The sequence below is a fragment of the Shewanella vesiculosa genome (genome assembly GCF_009994065.1).
Classification (GTDB): Bacteria; Pseudomonadota; Gammaproteobacteria; order Enterobacterales; family Shewanellaceae; genus Shewanella; species Shewanella vesiculosa.
In genome coordinates this window covers 175,984-194,104 of the sequence record NZ_JAACSD010000004.1, presented here as the reverse complement: position 1 = coordinate 194,104, position 18,121 = coordinate 175,984, and the positions used below count along the sequence as shown (strand labels likewise).

Genomic DNA, 18,121 nt, shown 5'->3' with positions numbered 1-18,121 from the left:
TATAACCCCCTAAAACCTGTTAAAATTCTATTTTATACCACAAGACGTTGCAGCTAATAATGGGCAAAAATGTAGTCGTACTCGGCACTCAATGGGGTGACGAAGGCAAAGGTAAGATTGTCGACCTTTTAACAGAACAGGCAAAATACGTAGTTCGTTACCAAGGCGGCCATAATGCTGGTCACACTTTGGTAATTGATGGTGAAAAAACCGTTCTTCATCTTATTCCGTCTGGGATTTTACGTGATAACGTAAAATGCATTATCGGTAATGGTGTGGTTGTTGCTCCTGATGCGTTGATGAAAGAAATCAACATGCTCAAAGGACGTGGCGTACCTGTAGAAGAGCGTTTATTAATTTCTGAAGCATGTCCGCTTATCCTTCCGTTCCATTGTGCATTGGATATTGCTCGCGAGAAAGCGCGCGGTAATCAAGCCATTGGTACAACTGGACGTGGTATTGGTCCTGCATATGAAGACAAAGTTTCTCGTCGCGGTTTACGCATCGGTGATTTGTTTAATGCAGAACTTTTCGCAACTAAGTTAAAAGAAGTGATGAAATATCATAACTTCATGCTAACTGAGTATTACAAAGTTGAAGCTGTTGATTATAAGCAAACACTTGATGATGCATTAGCGATTGCTGATTATCTGAAAAGTATGTGTACTGATGTCAGTGAAATGCTTGATGCTGCGCGTAAAGCGGGTGAGCCGATTCTATTTGAAGGCGCTCAAGGCACATTATTGGATATCGACCACGGTACTTATCCATTCGTGACGTCATCAAACACAACAGCTGGCGGTGTAGCGACAGGTTCAGGTTTTGGTCCTCGTCATTTAGACTATGTTTTAGGCATCATGAAAGCTTACACGACTCGCGTCGGTGCTGGTCCATTCCCAACAGAATTAGCCAACGAAATTGGCGATTATATTGGTGAGAAAGGCCAAGAGTTTGGTGCAACGACTGGTCGTAAACGTCGTCCAGGTTGGTTGGATGCAGTGGCCATGCGCCGTGCGGTTCAAATCAATAGCGTTAGTGGTTTTTGTTTAACTAAATTAGACGTTTTAGACGGTCTAAAAGAAGTTAAAATCTGTGTTGGCTATCAATATCCTGATGGAACAGTTTCTAAGGTAACTCCTTTGGCTGCAGAAGGTTATGATTTAGTTACGCCAATATACGAAACTATGCCTGGTTGGAGTGAAAACACTTTTGGTGCTACATCAATCGAGCAGTTGCCTACCGCGGCAATGAACTATATCAAACGTCTTGAAGAGTTATTAGAGACGCCTATTGATATTATCTCTACTGGGCCGGACAGAAATGAAACCATGATTTTGGTTAGTCCGTTCAAGTAAACTAAAGAGGCCGCGATAAGCGGCCTTTTTAATGAGCCTAATTAACGCTTGTAACAGTTTCTACTCAAGAAATACGCTATACTGCCGATGGATAAACCATGAAAGTGTCAGCGAGAATCCTTATGTTGCGTATCTGTTTATTGTTATTGAGTGTCGTTTCCATCAATGTATTTGCGGTGACAGAAGCCGTCGATATCTATAGCGATCAACAATTGATTTCGCTCATCCGCTCAAATCAATATTTACAACGCGTCAAAGCAGACGACTGTCAGTTGGTTCAAGATATTGAAGCCCGTGCTGAAGTATTACAGCAACCCATGTATCAGTTTTTATGGGGTGAAATGCTTAATAACGGTGTGTGTGTTAAGGCTCATCCTTCACGCGGTATGGCATTGCTGCAAACTTCTGCCGAGCAAGGCAGTGCCGAAGCGATGGTAAAATTGGCAGATTATTATTATCGCGGTAAACTAGTGGTTAAAGATCCCAATCGTGCAGTGCAATATGTGTTGCCTGCGGCAGCTAATGGGGATTTAACCGCAAGAATGACATTAGTTCGTTTGTTTGGTGAAGGCTATGGAAGTCCTGCCGATTACGAACTTGGCTATCATTGGTTATATAACAGTATATTTGATGACGATGCTCAACAGAAAAAAGCTTCGTCTTTATTACAGATGCTCGCTGCAAAAATGCCTGCCAGTATAGTGGCCAGGGCACAGCAGCCACAGCTGTACACACGTTAAAGGCTCCACAATATGGAGCGAATTATTTGGAAATTGAATGATCAACGATCCTCATTTTGAGAGAGAACAAGACAAGTACGACAATCCTATTCCTAGCCGTGAGTATATTTTAGAATACTTGCGTGCCCAAAAGTCTCCTGTTACCCGCGATAAAATAGCTGAAGCATTATCCATTACCGACGAAGTGCCATTAGAAGCACTTCGTCGTCGTTTACGTGCGATGGAACGTGATGGCCAGCTAGTCTTTACTCGCGGGCAAAGCTATGGCTTACCTGAGCGTATGGATTTATTGTCTGGTACCGTTTTAGGCCACCGCGATGGATTTGGCTTCTTTAAGCCTGATGAAGGCGGTGACGACTTATTTATCAGTAATCGCGATATGCTGATGTATTTTCATGGTGATAAAGTGCTAGCACAAAAAGCGGGTACTGATCGTCGTGGTCGTCGTGAAGCTCGAATTGTGCGCTTAGTTCATGAGCGAACGGCTGCCTTAGTTGGCCGTTACCACGTCGACGCCGGTATGGGCTTTGTGATTGCAGATGACAGACGCATCACCCAAGAAATATTAATCGCCAGTGAAGATACCCTAGGCGCCCGCGCCGGTGATGTGGTGGTGGTTGAGTTAACCCGTCGCCCTGGTCGTTTTGTTAAAGCGGCAGCGAAAGTGACCGAAGTCTTAGGTAAGACCATGGCACCGGGTATGGAAATTGAAATTGCCTTACGTAATTATGATTTACCCCACACTTGGTCAGCGATTATTGAGAAAAAACTCAAACGTATTCCTGACGAAGTCACCGAAGAAGATAAATTAGGTCGCGTCGATTTACGCCATTTACCCTTGGTCACTATTGATGGCGAAGATGCCCGTGATTTTGATGATGCGGTATATGCTGAAGCAAAACCAAGTGGCGGCTGGCGTTTATGGGTGGCGATTGCTGATGTGAGTCATTATGTACGTACTGATTCAGCATTAGATACTGAAGCGCGTGCACGTGGTAATTCGGTGTATTTCCCGTCGCAAGTTATTCCTATGCTACCTGAGAAAATATCTAATGGCTTGTGTTCATTAAAGCCAAAAGTCGACCGTTTATGTATGGTTGCTGAGATGACAATTTCTGCAGCGGGTAAGTTATCGGGCACCAAGTTTTATCCAGCAGTAATGCATTCTCATGCTCGTTTTACCTATACCCAAGTTGCTGACATGCTAGAAGGTGGCCCAATAGCCCCTGAGCATGAAGCGCTATTCCCACATTTATTATGTTTGCAGTCGTTATATCTCACTTTAGATGAGCGTCGTGCTGAACGTGGTGCTATTGCATTTGAAACCTTAGAAACGCAGTTCATCTTTAATGAGCAGCGTAAAATTGACAAAATCGTCCCACGAGGCCGCAACCAAGCGCATAAAATCATTGAAGAATGTATGATTTTAGCCAATGTGGCTTCGGCAAAGTTTGTCAAAAAACACAAAGGTGAGGTGCTGTATCGTGTGCATGAAGCGCCGTCAGAACAAAAACTGGCTAACTTTAAAGAGTTTCTTGCTGAGCGCGGCTTAAGCATGGACGGTGGCTTAGAGCCAACCCCGACTGACTATCAAAATCTGATGTTAAAAATTGCTGACCGTCCTGACTTTGAGTTAATTCAGGTGATGTTATTGCGCTCAATGCGCCAAGCAGTCTACAGCCCAGATAACGAAGGCCATTTTGGTTTAGCATTAGAAGCGTATTCGCATTTCACTTCGCCAATTCGTCGTTACCCTGATTTGATTTTACATCGAGTGATTAAGTATTTACTCGCAAAAGAGCAGGGCGATGTCACCGACAAGTGGACTCAAGATGGCGGTTATCTTTATCAGCTTGAAGAGTTAGATCTATTAGGTGAAGAATGTTCAACCACCGAGCGCCGCGCAGATGAAGCCACTCGCGATGTCAGTGATTGGTTAAAATGTGAATACATGCAAGATCACGTCGGTGATACCTTTGATGCCGTCATTGCTTCAGTCACCAGCTTTGGTCTGTTTGTTAGATTAAACGAATTATTTATTGATGGCTTAGTGCACATATCAAGCCTTGCCAGCGACTACTACCAATTCGATCCAATGCGTCAACGACTGGTTGGTGAAAACACTCGCCAAGTGTATCAAGTGGGTGACGCTGTTACTGTTAAGGTTGCTGCGGTTAATCTTGATGATCGTCAAATTGACTTGTTGATGGTGGGTGACAATAGTAAAGGCGCAGGCAAATCGGCACGTAAAGGCAGCAAGCCTTCAACGGCTCGTGAACGAGTGAATGTTGAAGGGGCTAAAGCCGCACGTAAAGGTAAGTCGACAGATAAACCTAAGTCAGACAAATCTAAGTCGGATAAGCCTAAGGCCAGTAAACGTCGCTCAAGCAATAAAGCGTCATCGCCTGCGAGCAAGCCAGTGGCGGCAAAGAAGTCCACCGCGGCAGAGCAAAAAGCTGATACCACAAAACCGAATTCTAGCGTTAAGAAAACCCCTGCCAAGCGCAGCAAGAGAAAGTAATTAAATGAAAAAACAAGATACCATTTTTGGCATTCATGCCGTTGAAGCATTATTAAATCATAGCCCTGAACGTGTGATTGAACTTTGGCTGTTACAAGGCCGTGATGACGAACGCTTAACGCCATTGATTAATATCGCATCAACTTTTGGTACTACATTGCAACGTGCTGCACGTAAAGTGTTAGACGACAAAGCGGGTAGCTCACAACACCAAGGTATTGTCGCGCGTGTAAAAGCGGTAAAACCTTTGACAGAAACTGATTTAGACGCATTACTTGATAAAACAGAAGTGCCTTTTTTACTCATTTTAGACGGTGTAACCGACCCACATAATCTTGGTGCTTGCTTACGTAATGCTGATGCCGCTGGGGTACATGCGGTGATTGTACCTAAAGATAATTCAGTTGGATTAACCTCAACCGTCAGCAAAGTGGCTTGTGGCGCAGCAGAAACGGTACCGTTATTCCAAGTGACCAATCTTGCTCGTACCATGCGCCATCTTCAAGACAAAGGTGTTTGGATTGTCGGCACAGCAGGCGAAGCAGATGGTAATGTATATCAAGCGGACCTTAAAGGGCCTCTAGCGATTGCTATGGGTGCTGAAGATAAAGGTTTGCGTCGTTTGTCACGCGAAGGCTGCGATTCGTTGGTTTCAATCCCAATGGCTGGCAGTGTGTCGAGCCTTAACGTGTCCGTTGCCACTGGGGTATGCTTATTTGAAGCCGTCAGGCAGCGTTTAGGTTAATTATTGCCTGCAGTAGAACGACATAAAAAAAACGGCGATATTTATCGCCGTTTTTTATTATCTCGAGTTCAGCTTGTGTTGGGTTATTGATGGGTGTCAGTCTTTAGCTTTTACAATCAAAGCCAGAGTAAACATTAGCGTCTGCCAATTTCGTTATCGACATCTTCGTCATCTAACTCCTCTGGTATCAAGGTTTCTTCGCTCACACTGGCATAAGAGGTATTATATTCAGCTTGCTCATCAGCATCATCAAACTCATCATTGGTTGATTCCGGTTGGACATCGAATGCATCTTCAGCGGGATTGATCATTTGTTCGTTGACCATTTCAATGTCAACACGTGGATCAAATGATGCTGCTAATGGCGAGCTGACTAAGTCGCCCCCGGCCATCATGTAATCTCCAGTACTTGTTTGCTCAGCTTTTTGACGCACATTAATCCACAGTAGCCTTGCCAGTAAGGTGAATGAGCACATCGCCATAAATCCATATAGCATTTGATCACCTAATGCTTGCATTAAGCCAGAAGCGACTAAAGGACCAATACTTGCGCCAATACCAAAGGTGACTAAGATTGTGGCAGATAGCCCTACCCGCTCATGTTGTTCAACGCGCGAATTGGCTAATGCAGTTGCTAATGGATACAAGGTAAACGCTAAAATACCAAATAAGCTGGTTAATATTAACGAAGACACTGCGTGGAACGGGATTATCGTAATGATCAACACTATGACGCCTAATAAAGCGCAGTTAATTCGAATTAATAAGCTACGAGAGATGACATCGGATAATTTACCCATTGGCCATTGGGCTAGCAATCCTGCAAAAATGGTACACGACATATAGAGCGCAACGTGCTCAGGATCAATACCTTTAGCCGTGGCATAAGAGGGAGCCAAACCATAAAAACAGCCGACTATCATGCTTCCTAAGGCTATGGTTGTCAGAGCTTGGGGCGCTCTTTTCCAATAGAGTCCCATTTGTAATGGGGCTGGTGTTAACGGTTCGGGGTGAATTCTGCGCGTGATCGAAATCGGTACGATACATAAGGCAAAACAGATGGCAATCAACAGCAGTGGCTCTAAGCCTAAATCGGGATATAAACTAATGGCTCCTTGCCCAGCCATTAGCGCTAAGTAAGATACGATCATGTAGCTCGCAAAAACAGTACCACGTTGGTTGTTTTCTGCCTGCTCGTTGAGCCAGCTTTCTAATACCATATATTGGCACATCATTCCCATACCTACTGCGAGGCGCAATACTAGCCAAATGGCTAAATTATCGATGAGGGCATGACCCAATGCAGAGGCAGTCACTATGCCCGCACAGGCAACAAAAGCACGAATATGACCAACTTGCGCAATCAGTTTATGGCCAACTTTAGAGCCGCAGACTAGGCCAATATAGTAAGCTGACATCATGCCACCAATCCATATTTGTGGCACCTGCATTGTGGTAAGACTTAGGCCTAAGTATGTGGTCAGTAGACCTGCAGCAAGCACCATCAAAAAGGTGGTGCTATATAATGAGGCAAAACTGCGTAGCGGGCTGTCCATAACTTGGCCTTTATTTTTTCAGTAAGGCCTCGTTTGCCTCATTGATTAATGGTCTTGTTTCGCTTCATTTAAGGTCAATAATTATTGAAACGTATACAACAAGTTGAATGTGGTGATGGTGTCAGTATTTTTACTGTCATCAGGAACCACTTCAGTGTACTTGATGTTCATACCTATTTTAAATGCCCAATCTTGAATAAAGGTGTTTTTATAACTCATATCAAGGGTTAAGGTATTATTAGTCTGACCTGTTTCAGCTGTCACATCAGCATTAAAGCTAGTGTACTCTTGCAGTTTAACTGTGTATTTGGCCGCCGAACGTAAAATAATATCGCGGTTTGCATCAGGATCGGGTTCTGCAACACTGCCTTGTGGTTGGTCGTAACGATAACCCGGACCAGCTTCAAGGCTCAGTTTTGTTCTATTGTTCTTAATTAAATCAAAACCATAACCTGTTGAAATAGTAGATATTCGAGTGTACGAACCAAATTGATCCCAAGTAAATTCACCACGGCCAAATATATAACCGCGCTCTAGCTTGTAGTTAGACTGTAAGTATAATTCGTAACGCTCAGCAGTAGACTCATTACCATCAGCAGCATAATAGGCCTTTAATGTTGCTTCTTGCTTAGTGTTCTTCGAATCATAAGTTAAATAAGTTCGACCGTTGAAGTTTTTAGTTTCGTTGTTACCGCTATTTAATTGCAAGCCAGCTTCTACCTCAGCATTAAAACTGCTGGGTGGTTCCTGATAATCAGGTGGAACTAAGGCCCATGCCGGAGCAGACAATAAAAAGAGGCAGCATGTTGTTACTATGTTTTTCATGGTCATCATTAAAGTGTTTTATTCTTGATGGCGTAAACGCGGTATTTCGGACTGCGGCCATCATACCTGTAATCAAGATTGCTGAAAAGAGTGAGTTAGTGCTTGAGTTTATCGTACACTTTATGTATCATCGCGCGCTCAAATCAGTCACTTTAATTCGTTCCTTGCCTCCACATTGGTCTGACTGAGCCAGAAAAGAGGCTACTTAACCGTAAGGAGCAATAAATGCGTCATTATGAAATCGTATTTATGGTTCACCCAGATCAAAGTGAACAAGTCCCAGGTATGATTGAGCGTTACACCGGTGTTATCACCGCTGCTAATGGTACAATCCACCGTTTAGAAGATTGGGGCCGTCGTCAATTGGCTTACCCGATCCAAGACCTACATAAAGCTCACTATGTTCTTTTGAACGTAGAAGCATCTGCAGAGTCTATCGAAGAACTAGAAACAGCTTTCCGTTTCAACGACGCTGTTCTGCGTAACATGGTAATGCGCACTAAAGTGGCCGTTACTGAAGCTTCTCCTATGGCAAAAGCAAGAGACGAACGTGATTCACGTCGTTCACCTTCTGATGACCGTAATGCAGAAGAAAGCGCTGAAGAAAACGCTGAATAATTTTTTTGAATAATCACTTAGTGTTGTCTGGCACGATAACTCGTACAAGACGATTAGATAGCCCAAGCGGGATTGCCCATGTGGTGATAACGGTAGAGCATAAATCACAGCGGCAAGAAGTAGAAATGTTGAGAAACGTCTACTGTTTGATCCAAGTGATATTAAGTGGTCCGCGCTTTAATAGCGTAGCAAATAAATTACAAGCAGGTGTGCAAGTTGATGTTGAAGGGTTTCTTTCACTACAACAAGGGCGAAATGGACAAAACCGTTTAGTCTTGCATGCTGAAAATGTCGAATTGAAAACTTAGGAGACTGTCAAAATGGCACGTTATTTCCGTCGTCGCAAGTTCTGCCGCTTCACCGCTGAAGGTGTTGTGGAGATTGATTATAAAGATATCGTTACTTTAAAGAACTACATCACTGAAAGCGGCAAGATTGTTCCTAGCCGTATCACTGGTACCAGTGCTAGATATCAACGCCAACTAGCTCGCGCTATCAAGCGTGCTCGTTATCTTTCTCTACTGCCATATACTGATTTACATCAGTAATATTGCAGTATTAATTCCTAATAGAATATAGAGGATTTGATAATGAATGTTATTTTGCTAGATAAAGTTGCAAACTTAGGTAGCCTAGGCGACCAAGTTTCTGTTAAAGCTGGTTATGCTCGTAACTTCCTTTTACCTTATGGTAAAGCAGTTGTAGCAAACGCAGCAAACACTGAAGTATTTGAAACTCGTCGTGCTGAATTAGAAGCTAAAGTAGCTGCTGAATTAGCTGCTGCGACAGTTCGTGCTGAAAAATTAACTGCATTAGAAGTTGTTGTTATTGCTTCTAAAGCAGGTGATGAAGGTAAATTATTCGGCTCAATTGGCAACCGTGATATCGCTGATGCAGTTACTGCAGCTGGCGTAGCACTTGCTAAATCTGAAGTTCGTTTACCTTTAGGTGCTTTACGCACTACTGGTAGCTTCGAAGTTGAAGTTCAAGTACACACTGAAGTTAAAGCTGTTGTTAAGATTTCTATCGTTGCAGAAGCTTAATTACGTTTTAGCGCCATAAAAAACACCGCCTCCGGGCGGTGTTTTTTTATGTGTATCATTTAATACTCATCCACTTCCAACAACACTTCCATGCACTATCTGGTTATATCGCGGTCGTTTAAATGTGTTATCTAATGAATGTTAACCAAGTAAACATTGCTATAAGGTTCACTTGGTTATGGTTTATTTAAGCTCAATCAACCACAGTCGGTTTCTTTTCTGGTATGTCAGTGACAGCTTTAGTTACTGATCCAGTTGCGAGATCAGCTTCTGCTTGTGTTTCATTAGTTGCTTCGTTGATGACTTCAGCTTCTACTTCACTTGCTGCTGGAGGTTTATTGGCGGCTTTATTTGCGACCCCTGCAGCGGCTTCAGTTGTCGCTTGGTTAGGTAACTCAGCTTTATCTTCAATATCTACAGTAGGGACCAATTTAGGTGCTGATTCACTCGAGAGTTCAGATTCTGCTTGTGCTTCATTAGTTGCTTCGTTGATGACTTCAGCTTCTACTTCACTTGCTGCTTGAGGTTTATTGGCGGCTTTATTTGCGACCCCAGCAGCGGCTTCAGTTGTCGCTTGGTTAGGTAACTCAGCTTTATCTTCAATATCTACTGTAGGGACCAATTTAGGTACTGATTCACCCGAGAGTTCAGATTCAATCGCAAGTTCTGTTGCAGCCTCTGCTTCATCAGTTGCTTCATTGAAGGCTTCAGTTGCTGCTTGAGGTTCATTGGCGGCTTCATTTACAACCTCTGCAACGACTTCAGTTGGCGCTTGGTTAGATAACTCAAGTTGATCTTCAGTATCTTCTGTAGAGACTAATTTAGGTGTTGATTCACTCGCGAGTTCAGATTCAATCGCGACTTCAGTTGTCGCTTGGTTGGATAATTCAACTCTATCTTCAGTATCTACATCTTCAGTAACAGCATCTCCAATATCTACTGTAGGGACTAATTCAGGTGCTGATTCATCACTGAGATCAGTTGTTACTTGTGCTTCTGTCGTGGCTTCAATTGCTTGGTCAAAGAACTCAGCTTTATCTTCAGTATCAGCTGTGGTGGTTAATTCAGGTACTGACTCAGTGATTGTTTCATTATCAACATTGGTATTCGCTTCGATAGTGGCCTCAGTTGCTGTATCTGCTGGTATCTCGGTTTCTCCTGCAGTATTAGTCACTAAGGTTAATTCTTTTATCAAGTTATCAGCGTGATCGACTTTATCCATCATCCACAAAATATAACGAATATCGACATGCACGGCGCGAGTGATCGTGGGGTTAAAGAACCAGTCTTTAGTGATCGCTTCATAAGTTGAGTCGAAGTTAAGCCCAACTAATTCACCTTTACCATTAAATACCGGTGAGCCAGAGTTGCCGCCAGTGGTGTCGGCGCTGGATAAAAAATTAACCGGTACAGAGTTAAAATCAGCAGGCTTATCTAAACAAGACATAAACTGACAACTGCTTTGCTGTCTATAGACTGAAGTGACGCGATGTTTGCCTAAGTCGTCAGCTTTAATTGCATCTAACAGCTTAGTCGGGGCATTGTAGGGCGCTTCACCGGTGTTTTTAGCTAGAATGCCTGCTAAAAGAGTAAATGGCTGCTTGTATAACGCATCTTTAGATTGGTAACCATCAACCATGCCATAAGTTATGCGTAAGGTACGGTTAGCATCAGGATATACAGGCCAGTTATTTGATTTGTAATAGTCAATAATCGCCTTCATGTATTCCGGACGAACAGATGAAAGCTTACCGTAAAGTAATTTTTCGCTCTTTTCCATGGCCATATTGGTATCGTAAATAGCCACAGCTAATCGAATAAATGGGTCTCCGCTAACTTCAAACTCCTCTGCTGTTTTACTCATCCATGCAAGACGTTTAGCCTGATCAGTGAGCTCAGTGAGTGCATATAAGCCTTCAACTTTTGACTCTAGCTCTTCAAAATCATCTGAAATGCTTAAGGCATTATCAAACACTTTGTTTTTAAGTGGTTGGCTGATATAGGCTTGTAAGTCTTGTAACCACAAGATTTTATCAACCACCGGATCAAAGCTACTATCGATACGTTTAAGTGCCGCTTTAAACATTTTCATATCACGAAGCTGAAACCCAGATTCACGTTGATCATTGGGTTTCTTTCTTTCTTGAGCTAAACGGTAAAGCTTGCTCGCGGCTTGGAGCATTTCGCTAGATTGGGCATTTTTAAAGAAATAAGTGGTTTGCATTTGTTGATGTTGTTCGGCGAGTAACGCTTCAAGGTTATTGATTAACTCTTGGTTAGCGCCAGGATCTTTTTTAAGCCAAGCGAGAAAGTCATTTTCACGTTGCTGCTTAATGCCGACAATATCGGTGGCGCTGAAACCATCTAATAAGCCATTGAGTTTCTTCATCCGGTTAGCCATAGAGGCGATTGTACCGGCATATTTAAGCGCGATATCGTTATCGACATCACCCATTAAAGTGATAGTGTCAATTTGTAACTGGTAGCGTTTTGCGTAAGTTGGGTATATCCAATCACTGGCAAATTGTAGTTCACTGGTTAAATTGTAACGGCTGGTAGAACCTGGAAAACCGGCAACAAAGATACCATCGCCAGCTTTTACTCCATCGGCATTAATTTTTAAATAGCTTTTAGGCCGGTATGGCACGTTATTTTTATTAAACGTTGCTGGCTTGCCGTCTTTACCCACATAGGCGCGTAAAAAAGTAAAATCGCCAGAATGACGAGGGTATTCATAGTTGTCGATGTCGCCGCCAAATCCGCCAACACTCTTGGGTGGTGCATACACCAAACGCACGTCTCTAATAATTAACTGTTTTGTCAGATAATATTCTAATCCATGATGAAAGCTGTTAACCGAACATCGATAGTTGTCATCTGCTTCACAAAGTTTAATTAAGGCTTTACTGTTAGTTTCTATGCCTTCAAAGCGAGCCATAGGTTCGGTGCTTAAGTTAGCCATTACTTCATCGGTCACATTGGTGACTGCTTGGGTAATGTATAAACGTTCATTCGGCCCTGCGGAAGGTTCCTCTGCTTGGGTGTTTGCTAAAAAGCCATTTGCGAGGTAATTATGTTCTTTTTTACTGTTATATTGTATGCCGCGATAAGCACAATGATGGTTTGTGACAACTAGGCCTTGGGGGGATACAAAACTGGCGGTACAATAGCCCAAACTGACGACTGCATTCATTGGGTACTGCCCTAAGTCGGCCAGTTGTGATGCGGGAATATCAATACCACGTTGCTGAAGTTTGTCTGCAATGGATGGCATTTGATATGGCTGCCATTGGCCTTCATCGGCCAAAGCTAGGCCAGATGTCAGCACCAGTGCTGCAACGAGTATGATACGCATGTATTTTTCCTTAAATGATTATTTGCGTTTGACGAAGTTGTCATTTGAATTCGTAATGACAGCGAAATAAGCTACACCACGGTGTTATACCATATTTTATAAAGTCGTTGTAAATTGGGAGTGTTAATGTCACAGCAAGGTGCTTTTAAAGCAAGAAACAGGCAGAGAGATGTAGAAGTTAATGCCTTAAAATTGCCTCCTCACTCTATTGAAGCTGAACAATCCGTGTTAGGTGGGTTGATGCTAGATGCTGAAGCGTGGGATCGTGTTTCTGAAGCGGTTGTGCCAGAAGATTTTTATTCTCGTTCTCATCGAATGATTTTTACGGCAATGCAACGTTTAATGGAATCTGGCCAACCGCTGGATTTGATTACCGTATCTGAACAACTCGAAATTGAAGACCAATTAGATGATGCTGGCGGCTTTGCTTACTTAGGCGAAATTGCCAAAAATACTCCCAGTGCCGGTAATATTTTATCTTATGCGGATATCGTGCGCGAACGTGCCGTGGTGCGTGACATGATTGCTGTAGCCCATGAAATTGCTGATGCAGGTTACAATCCTGAAGGGCGTGATTCTGGTGCATTATTAGATTTAGCAGAAACCAAAGTCTTTAAAATTGCTGAAATGCGAACCAATGCCAATGAAGGCCCGGAAAACATTAAAAGTATTCTTGAAAAAACCGTCGATAGGATTGAACAGCTTTATAACAATCCTCATAACGGGGTTACCGGCGTTTCAAGTGGTTTTAATGACTTAGATAAAATGACCGCCGGGTTTCAGTCTGGCGACTTAATTATTGTTGCCGCACGTCCTTCGATGGGTAAAACCACCTTCGCGATGAACTTGTGCGAACAAGCCGCCATGAATGAAGATAAGCCAGTGCTTATTTTTAGTCTCGAGATGCCATCAGAACAGATCATGATGCGTATGCTGGCCTCACTCGGCCGGGTTGATCAAACCAAAATTCGTACCGGTCAATTAGATGATGAAGATTGGGCTCGCGTGTCATCAACCATGGGCATTATGCTTGAGCAAGGTAAAATGTACATCGATGATGGCTCAGGGTTAACCCCCACAGAAGTGCGCAGTCGTGCCAGACGGATTGCGCGCGAGCATGGCGGCTTATCAATGATCATGATCGATTACCTGCAGTTAATGCAGGTGCCAGCGTTAAAAGATAATCGTACTTTAGAAATTTCAGAAATCTCTCGTTCATTAAAAGCTTTAGCCAAAGAGTTAGAAGTGCCTGTTATTGCTTTATCACAGCTTAACCGCTCGCTAGAGCAACGTGCCGATAAGCGCCCAATTAACTCTGACTTGCGTGAATCAGGTGCTATTGAGCAAGATGCCGATTTGATCATGTTTATCTATCGTGACGAAGTGTATAACGACAGCTCAGAAGATAAAGGCACCGCTGAAATCATTATTGGTAAACAGCGTAACGGGCCGATTGGGCGAATTCGACTGGTATTCCAAGGTCAGTTCTCTCGTTTTGATAATTATGCTGGGCCGCAATTCGAAGAAGATTAATCATTGATTAGATTATATTTGTGTTTTTAGTATCGTTATTTATGATACGAGTTTATCTCTGTTAGTGAGGGGTTCTTTATGGCACTAAACCTCCTAACAGGCAGCAAGCCGCGCCATGTTATTTATTGTTAATTAAGGCAATCTATTGAAACCTTTTCCCCGTGCAGAAATCAGTCGTTACGCATTACAAAGTAACCTAGCACAACTGCGTCTTATTGCACCAGATAGCAAAATTATGGCTGTGGTTAAAGCCAATGGTTACGGTCATGGTCTGCTAAACGTTGCAGAAAGTGTTGGTATATTAAATTTTATAGAAAGTGCAGGTAAATATTACGGCGGCGCCGATGGCTTTGGTTTAGCAAGGCTGGAAGAAGCATTGGAGCTCAGAGACGGCGGCGTAAAAGGTAAGCTTCTATTATTAGAAGGCTTTTTCCGCCAGTCCGACTTGCCGTTGTTGGTCACCCATAATATCGACACTGTCGTGCATCATGAATCACAACTGCAAATGCTTGAAACCATTAAGCTCGATAATCCGGTCACCGTATGGATAAAAATCGATACCGGTATGCATCGTATCGGCTTTAGTTTAGAGCAGTTTTCCGGCATATATCAGCGTTTAATGGCTTGCCCACAAGTGGCTAAACCGATCCATTTGATGACCCATTTTGCCTGTGCAGACGAACCTGATAATCAGCTGACTCAAAAGCAGATGGATGCCTTTGAACAACTGACAAGTCACTTAGATGGCGATCGTACTTTAGCCAATTCAGCCGGAACATTATTTTGGCCATTAAGCCAAGCCGATTGGATAAGACCAGGCATCGCACTTTATGGCATATCTCCAGTTGTTGGCGACAAAGGGATTAACCATCAACTGATTCCGGCTATGGAACTGGTGTCTAATTTAATTGCTGTTCGTGAGCATAAAGCCGGTGATAGCGTGGGCTACGGTGCCGTGTGGACCGCGAAACAAGATACCCGCTTAGGTGTAGTGGCTATGGGTTACGGTGATGGATATCCGCGTAATGCGCCAGAAGGTACACCGGTGTGGATTAATGGCCGCAGGGTGCCAATTGTTGGCCGAGTATCGATGGATATGCTAACGGTAGATCTGGGCGCAGATGCGCAAGATAAAGTCGGTGACAGCGTGCAGCTTTGGGGTAAAACCCTCGCGGTAGAGGAAGTGGCTGAGCATATTGGCACTATTGCTTATGAGTTAGTGACTAAATTAACCCCACGGGTAGTGGTTGAGTTACTTGACTAGCAACGTAACCATGCTGCGTTTTGCCCAATACGCTGTTGCGTCTTGGGCATTTTAGTTTATGCGGCACCATTTTAGCTGAAATATCATTCGTCTTTACAAGCTTATACATCTTCAAAACAAATTTCGATAAACACATTGCCGTGCTTATGACTAAAGGGCATCATAATTTTTTTGCCGCGGGCTTTGTGGGAAATAGTATGATTTTTGCCAGAGACGACGGCCGGAGTGGCCATATCAAAATCATACCCTTTTTCACTTAATAAATTTTTAGCTCCACCCGTCACCATATTGGTTATTTCACCGACTAAATCGGTTATGTCCTCGTTAATGGATTCTGGTTTTTCCCCTAGCATATTGTTCATTATTTCAAGAATTAATGACTGTTCGAAGGTAATCGACAGTGAGCCGCGGGTTTTAGGACTTATCATGCCCATTAAGCCTGATACGTCACCTTTTGCAATATCATGATTTTTCAATTGTGGCTTACCAGGCGTTAACTCAATAGTTGCCATGGTTGAGATAACATTGATTAAAGAAACAAGGAATGGGTTAATGAATTCAACGTTCATAGGCTAAGCGATCCTTCTAGATTCAAAAATTGGCGATAGGTCATAGGCAGAGAATAGACAGAACATCACGTTACACGACCCTATCATGATAAACCATCATAGTTACTGATTTTTATAAATGCTTACTATATCAGCAAAATGGAATACAGCTTCAAGCTTAGAACACAAAAATGAAATTGAAAGAGACGTCAGTTGCAAAAATAAATATTAAGTTGAAATTGAGAGATTTACACATTGATAATGTATTTACATTACTGATTTCTTAAGCCTATCTTGTTGATAATTTAATCGTTTTGTATCAATAATATGGTCAATCTAGGATGAGATAAATCAATAGCTTAAGCGGGTTAACTTATCGCTCGAGCCGTTCAATCAGCTTAATACGGAGAAATAGAGATTGATGAAAGTTGACGCTTTTTTGGTTAATTCCTTTACTGCCAATGGAAGCGGAGGAAACCCTGCAGGCGTAGTATTGCAGGCAGATAATTTGTCTAACGAACAAAAGTTAGCAATAGCACAGGTTGTTGGTTATTCAGAAACTGCTTTTGTATCTCAAGATGACGAAGTCGACTTTGGCTTGTCTTTTTTTACCATAACGGGTGAAGTTGACTTCTGTGGGCACGCTACCTTAGCTGCATTCTCAATAATGTATAAAAAAGGAATCATCACCGCAGGGCGATATGTCCAAAGGACTAAAGTCGGTTTACTTGCTGTGACTATAGCGTCTAATGGTCAAATAGTGATGGAGCAAAAGCTACCTAAATATCTTGGGGTTTTTGGGTACGAGGCTATATCAGAGTTAATTGGCATTGACGTGAAAACGTTAGCGTCAACTCAATTACCAATCGAGGTTATTTCAACAGGCCTGCCTGATATTATGGTTCCAGTGCCATTTGGGTATCTTGATAAAATCCAGGTAAATGAACATTTACTCAGTGAATTCTGTAAAAAACATGATTTAGTTGGTCTGCATGCTTTTGAATTGTGCGAGGGAAAAAGCGGCCTGACAGCGAGTTGTCGTAACTTTGCGCCTTTGTTTGGCATACCAGAGGAATCAGCTACAGGGAGTGCTAGCGGAGCATTAGCATGCTACCTAAGTAAATACCTTAGTAGTGAACATATGACTGACTTTACTTTCGAGCAAGGTAGGGCAATGAACTGTGTTTCAATCATTACAGCTTCAGTTGAGTCAAATGAATTAGCGACTCTCAAGGTGTTGGTCGGTGGTTTTGCTCAAGAGATTGGACAGCAGCAAATCTTCGTTTAACAAATAAGGATAGGCCGCGCGAAGTGGCGTTCTTATCTCAAGTGTGAAACCCGCCCAAACACTTGAGATGTACTCTTTATTAAATTAATCACAGATAAAGAGTTTGAGCTGTTTGGTATGGTGTTAAACGGCCAGAGGTTATCAGAACGTCCGTTACATAAGCCGTTAGCACTCAAGGCGATGCAAAATATTTACACTACTCTGGACTATTTCAGCACTTTTCCCTGTCATATATGCAGTCGTGATGGCGCCTTCTTTAAGTAAACAGATAGCATTTATGAGATCCGGTGAAGCATTGTTTAGTTTGTTTTGAATAAGCTGGCGTACTTGTTCTTTGTGGTAACAGCAATAGCGAGAAATATCGCTTTCTGGGTTACTAAATTCTGCTGACGTATTGATGAAAAAGCATCCTCTAAAACCACCTAGTTCAGCTTCATTTCCACTAAACCAACTGTGTAACGATTGGAATAGAACATCGATTAACTCATGGTCGCTTGTTGTTTGTCCTAGCTTACGCTCTAGCCAGTTCATGAAGATTTGATGTCTTTGGTTTAACGCAGCCATGATCAAATCGTCTTTGCCGTTAAAGTGATTGTATAGAGTTTTTTTAGCTACTCCTGATACCTTAATGACTTCGTTAATTCCAATTGAGTTAATACCTTGTCGGTAAAAAAGATCTAGCGCTGTGTTTAACAGTAGCTCACGTTTCTTGCTCATCATGATTTCCATA

The 18,121-nt window shown here is 42.7% G+C and carries 15 protein-coding genes and 1 pseudogene; 11 read left to right on the top strand and 5 right to left on the bottom strand.

What is annotated here, in order from left to right:
* The first annotated feature begins 59 nt into the window (after positions 1–59).
* From GW828_RS03100 to rlmB, 4 genes are all read left to right on the top strand, one after another.
* Complete coding sequence (locus GW828_RS03100) at positions 60–1,355, top strand: adenylosuccinate synthase (protein WP_273057902.1); 1,296 nt, start codon at positions 60–62, stop codon at positions 1,353–1,355.
* 122 nt (positions 1,356–1,477) lie between these two features.
* Positions 1,478–2,095: a tetratricopeptide repeat protein gene (locus GW828_RS03095; protein WP_165870045.1), complete on the top strand. Its 618-nt coding sequence runs from the start codon at positions 1,478–1,480 to the stop codon at positions 2,093–2,095.
* A gap of 37 nt (positions 2,096–2,132) precedes the next feature.
* Positions 2,133–4,616: a ribonuclease R gene (rnr, locus tag GW828_RS03090; RefSeq protein ID WP_182722361.1), complete on the top strand. Its 2,484-nt coding sequence runs from the start codon at positions 2,133–2,135 to the stop codon at positions 4,614–4,616.
* Between the two features lie 4 nt (positions 4,617–4,620).
* Positions 4,621–5,361, top strand: a complete 741-nt coding sequence (gene rlmB / locus GW828_RS03085) for a 23S rRNA (guanosine(2251)-2'-O)-methyltransferase RlmB (RefSeq protein ID WP_124015056.1) — start codon at positions 4,621–4,623, stop codon at positions 5,359–5,361.
* A 134-nt stretch (positions 5,362–5,495) separates the two neighbouring features.
* Here rlmB and GW828_RS03080 read toward each other — a convergent pair whose 3' ends face one another.
* Together GW828_RS03080 and GW828_RS03075 are read right to left on the bottom strand one after the other, a co-directional pair.
* Positions 5,496–6,917 carry an MFS transporter gene (locus GW828_RS03080; RefSeq protein ID WP_182722360.1) on the bottom strand — a complete coding sequence of 474 codons (1,422 nt, stop codon included), beginning with the start codon at positions 6,915–6,917 and terminating at the stop codon, positions 5,496–5,498.
* Between the two features lie 81 nt (positions 6,918–6,998).
* The gene (locus GW828_RS03075) at positions 6,999–7,751 is read right to left on the bottom strand and encodes a DUF481 domain-containing protein (protein WP_124015054.1); all 753 of its coding nucleotides are present in this window, start codon (positions 7,749–7,751) and stop codon (positions 6,999–7,001) included.
* Between the two features lie 216 nt (positions 7,752–7,967).
* Between GW828_RS03075 and rpsF the strand changes: the two genes are divergently transcribed.
* The 4 genes from rpsF to rplI are packed head-to-tail and all read left to right on the top strand — an operon-like array spanning position 7,968 to position 9,403.
* Positions 7,968–8,360, top strand: a complete 393-nt coding sequence (gene rpsF, locus GW828_RS03070) for a 30S ribosomal protein S6 (protein WP_124015053.1) — start codon at positions 7,968–7,970, stop codon at positions 8,358–8,360.
* A gap of 5 nt (positions 8,361–8,365) precedes the next feature.
* Positions 8,366–8,668, top strand: coding sequence for a primosomal replication protein N (gene priB / locus GW828_RS03065; RefSeq protein WP_124732151.1), 303 nt, complete (start codon positions 8,366–8,368; stop codon positions 8,666–8,668).
* A gap of 12 nt (positions 8,669–8,680) precedes the next feature.
* A complete protein-coding gene (gene rpsR / locus GW828_RS03060; protein WP_101085203.1) occupies positions 8,681–8,908 on the top strand; it encodes a 30S ribosomal protein S18 in 228 nt (75 codons plus the stop codon).
* A gap of 42 nt (positions 8,909–8,950) precedes the next feature.
* Positions 8,951–9,403 (top strand): 50S ribosomal protein L9, encoded by a 453-nt coding sequence (gene rplI, locus GW828_RS03055; protein ID WP_124015051.1) that lies wholly within the window; start codon positions 8,951–8,953, stop codon positions 9,401–9,403.
* Between the two features lie 1,165 nt (positions 9,404–10,568).
* Here rplI and GW828_RS03050 read toward each other — a convergent pair.
* A pseudogene (locus GW828_RS03050) lies at positions 10,569–12,758 on the bottom strand (S46 family peptidase); the annotation flags it as partial.
* 126 nt (positions 12,759–12,884) lie between these two features.
* Here GW828_RS03050 and dnaB point away from each other — a divergent pair.
* On the top strand, positions 12,885–14,291 hold the full coding sequence (gene dnaB / locus GW828_RS03045; RefSeq protein ID WP_124015049.1) for a replicative DNA helicase: 1,407 nt from the start codon (positions 12,885–12,887) through the stop codon (positions 14,289–14,291).
* A 145-nt stretch (positions 14,292–14,436) separates the two neighbouring features.
* On the top strand, positions 14,437–15,555 hold the full coding sequence (alr, locus tag GW828_RS03040) for an alanine racemase (RefSeq protein ID WP_124015048.1): 1,119 nt from the start codon (positions 14,437–14,439) through the stop codon (positions 15,553–15,555).
* A 101-nt stretch (positions 15,556–15,656) separates the two neighbouring features.
* Here the strand turns inward: alr and GW828_RS03035 are convergent, their stop codons facing one another.
* Complete coding sequence (locus GW828_RS03035; protein WP_124015047.1) at positions 15,657–16,124, bottom strand: chemotaxis protein CheX; 468 nt, start codon at positions 16,122–16,124, stop codon at positions 15,657–15,659.
* Between the two features lie 400 nt (positions 16,125–16,524).
* On the opposite strand from GW828_RS03035, the gene GW828_RS03030 reads away from it, so the two are divergent.
* A complete protein-coding gene (locus GW828_RS03030) occupies positions 16,525–17,391 on the top strand; it encodes a PhzF family phenazine biosynthesis protein (RefSeq protein WP_182696715.1) in 867 nt (288 codons plus the stop codon).
* Between the two features lie 165 nt (positions 17,392–17,556).
* Here the strand turns inward: GW828_RS03030 and GW828_RS03025 are convergent, their stop codons facing one another.
* A complete protein-coding gene (locus GW828_RS03025) occupies positions 17,557–18,108 on the bottom strand; it encodes a TetR/AcrR family transcriptional regulator (protein WP_182696714.1) in 552 nt (183 codons plus the stop codon).
* Positions 18,109–18,121: the final 13 nt, after the last annotated feature.

Coding starts and splice junctions, on each gene's coding strand:
- GW828_RS03100 (WP_273057902.1), top strand. CDS start 60: ATGGGCAAAAATGTAGTCGTACTCGGCACTCAATGGGGTGACGAAGGC.
- GW828_RS03095 (WP_165870045.1), top strand. CDS start 1,478: ATGTTGCGTATCTGTTTATTGTTATTGAGTGTCGTTTCCATCAATGTA.
- rnr (WP_182722361.1), top strand. CDS start 2,133: ATGATCAACGATCCTCATTTTGAGAGAGAACAAGACAAGTACGACAAT.
- rlmB (WP_124015056.1), top strand. CDS start 4,621: ATGAAAAAACAAGATACCATTTTTGGCATTCATGCCGTTGAAGCATTA.
- GW828_RS03080 (WP_182722360.1), bottom strand. CDS start 6,917: ATGGACAGCCCGCTACGCAGTTTTGCCTCATTATATAGCACCACCTTT.
- GW828_RS03075 (WP_124015054.1), bottom strand. CDS start 7,751: ATGATGACCATGAAAAACATAGTAACAACATGCTGCCTCTTTTTATTG.
- rpsF (WP_124015053.1), top strand. CDS start 7,968: ATGCGTCATTATGAAATCGTATTTATGGTTCACCCAGATCAAAGTGAA.
- rpsR (WP_101085203.1), top strand. CDS start 8,681: ATGGCACGTTATTTCCGTCGTCGCAAGTTCTGCCGCTTCACCGCTGAA.
- rplI (WP_124015051.1), top strand. CDS start 8,951: ATGAATGTTATTTTGCTAGATAAAGTTGCAAACTTAGGTAGCCTAGGC.
- dnaB (WP_124015049.1), top strand. CDS start 12,885: ATGTCACAGCAAGGTGCTTTTAAAGCAAGAAACAGGCAGAGAGATGTA.
- GW828_RS03035 (WP_124015047.1), bottom strand. CDS start 16,124: ATGAACGTTGAATTCATTAACCCATTCCTTGTTTCTTTAATCAATGTT.
- GW828_RS03030 (WP_182696715.1), top strand. CDS start 16,525: ATGAAAGTTGACGCTTTTTTGGTTAATTCCTTTACTGCCAATGGAAGC.
- GW828_RS03025 (WP_182696714.1), bottom strand. CDS start 18,108: ATGAGCAAGAAACGTGAGCTACTGTTAAACACAGCGCTAGATCTTTTT.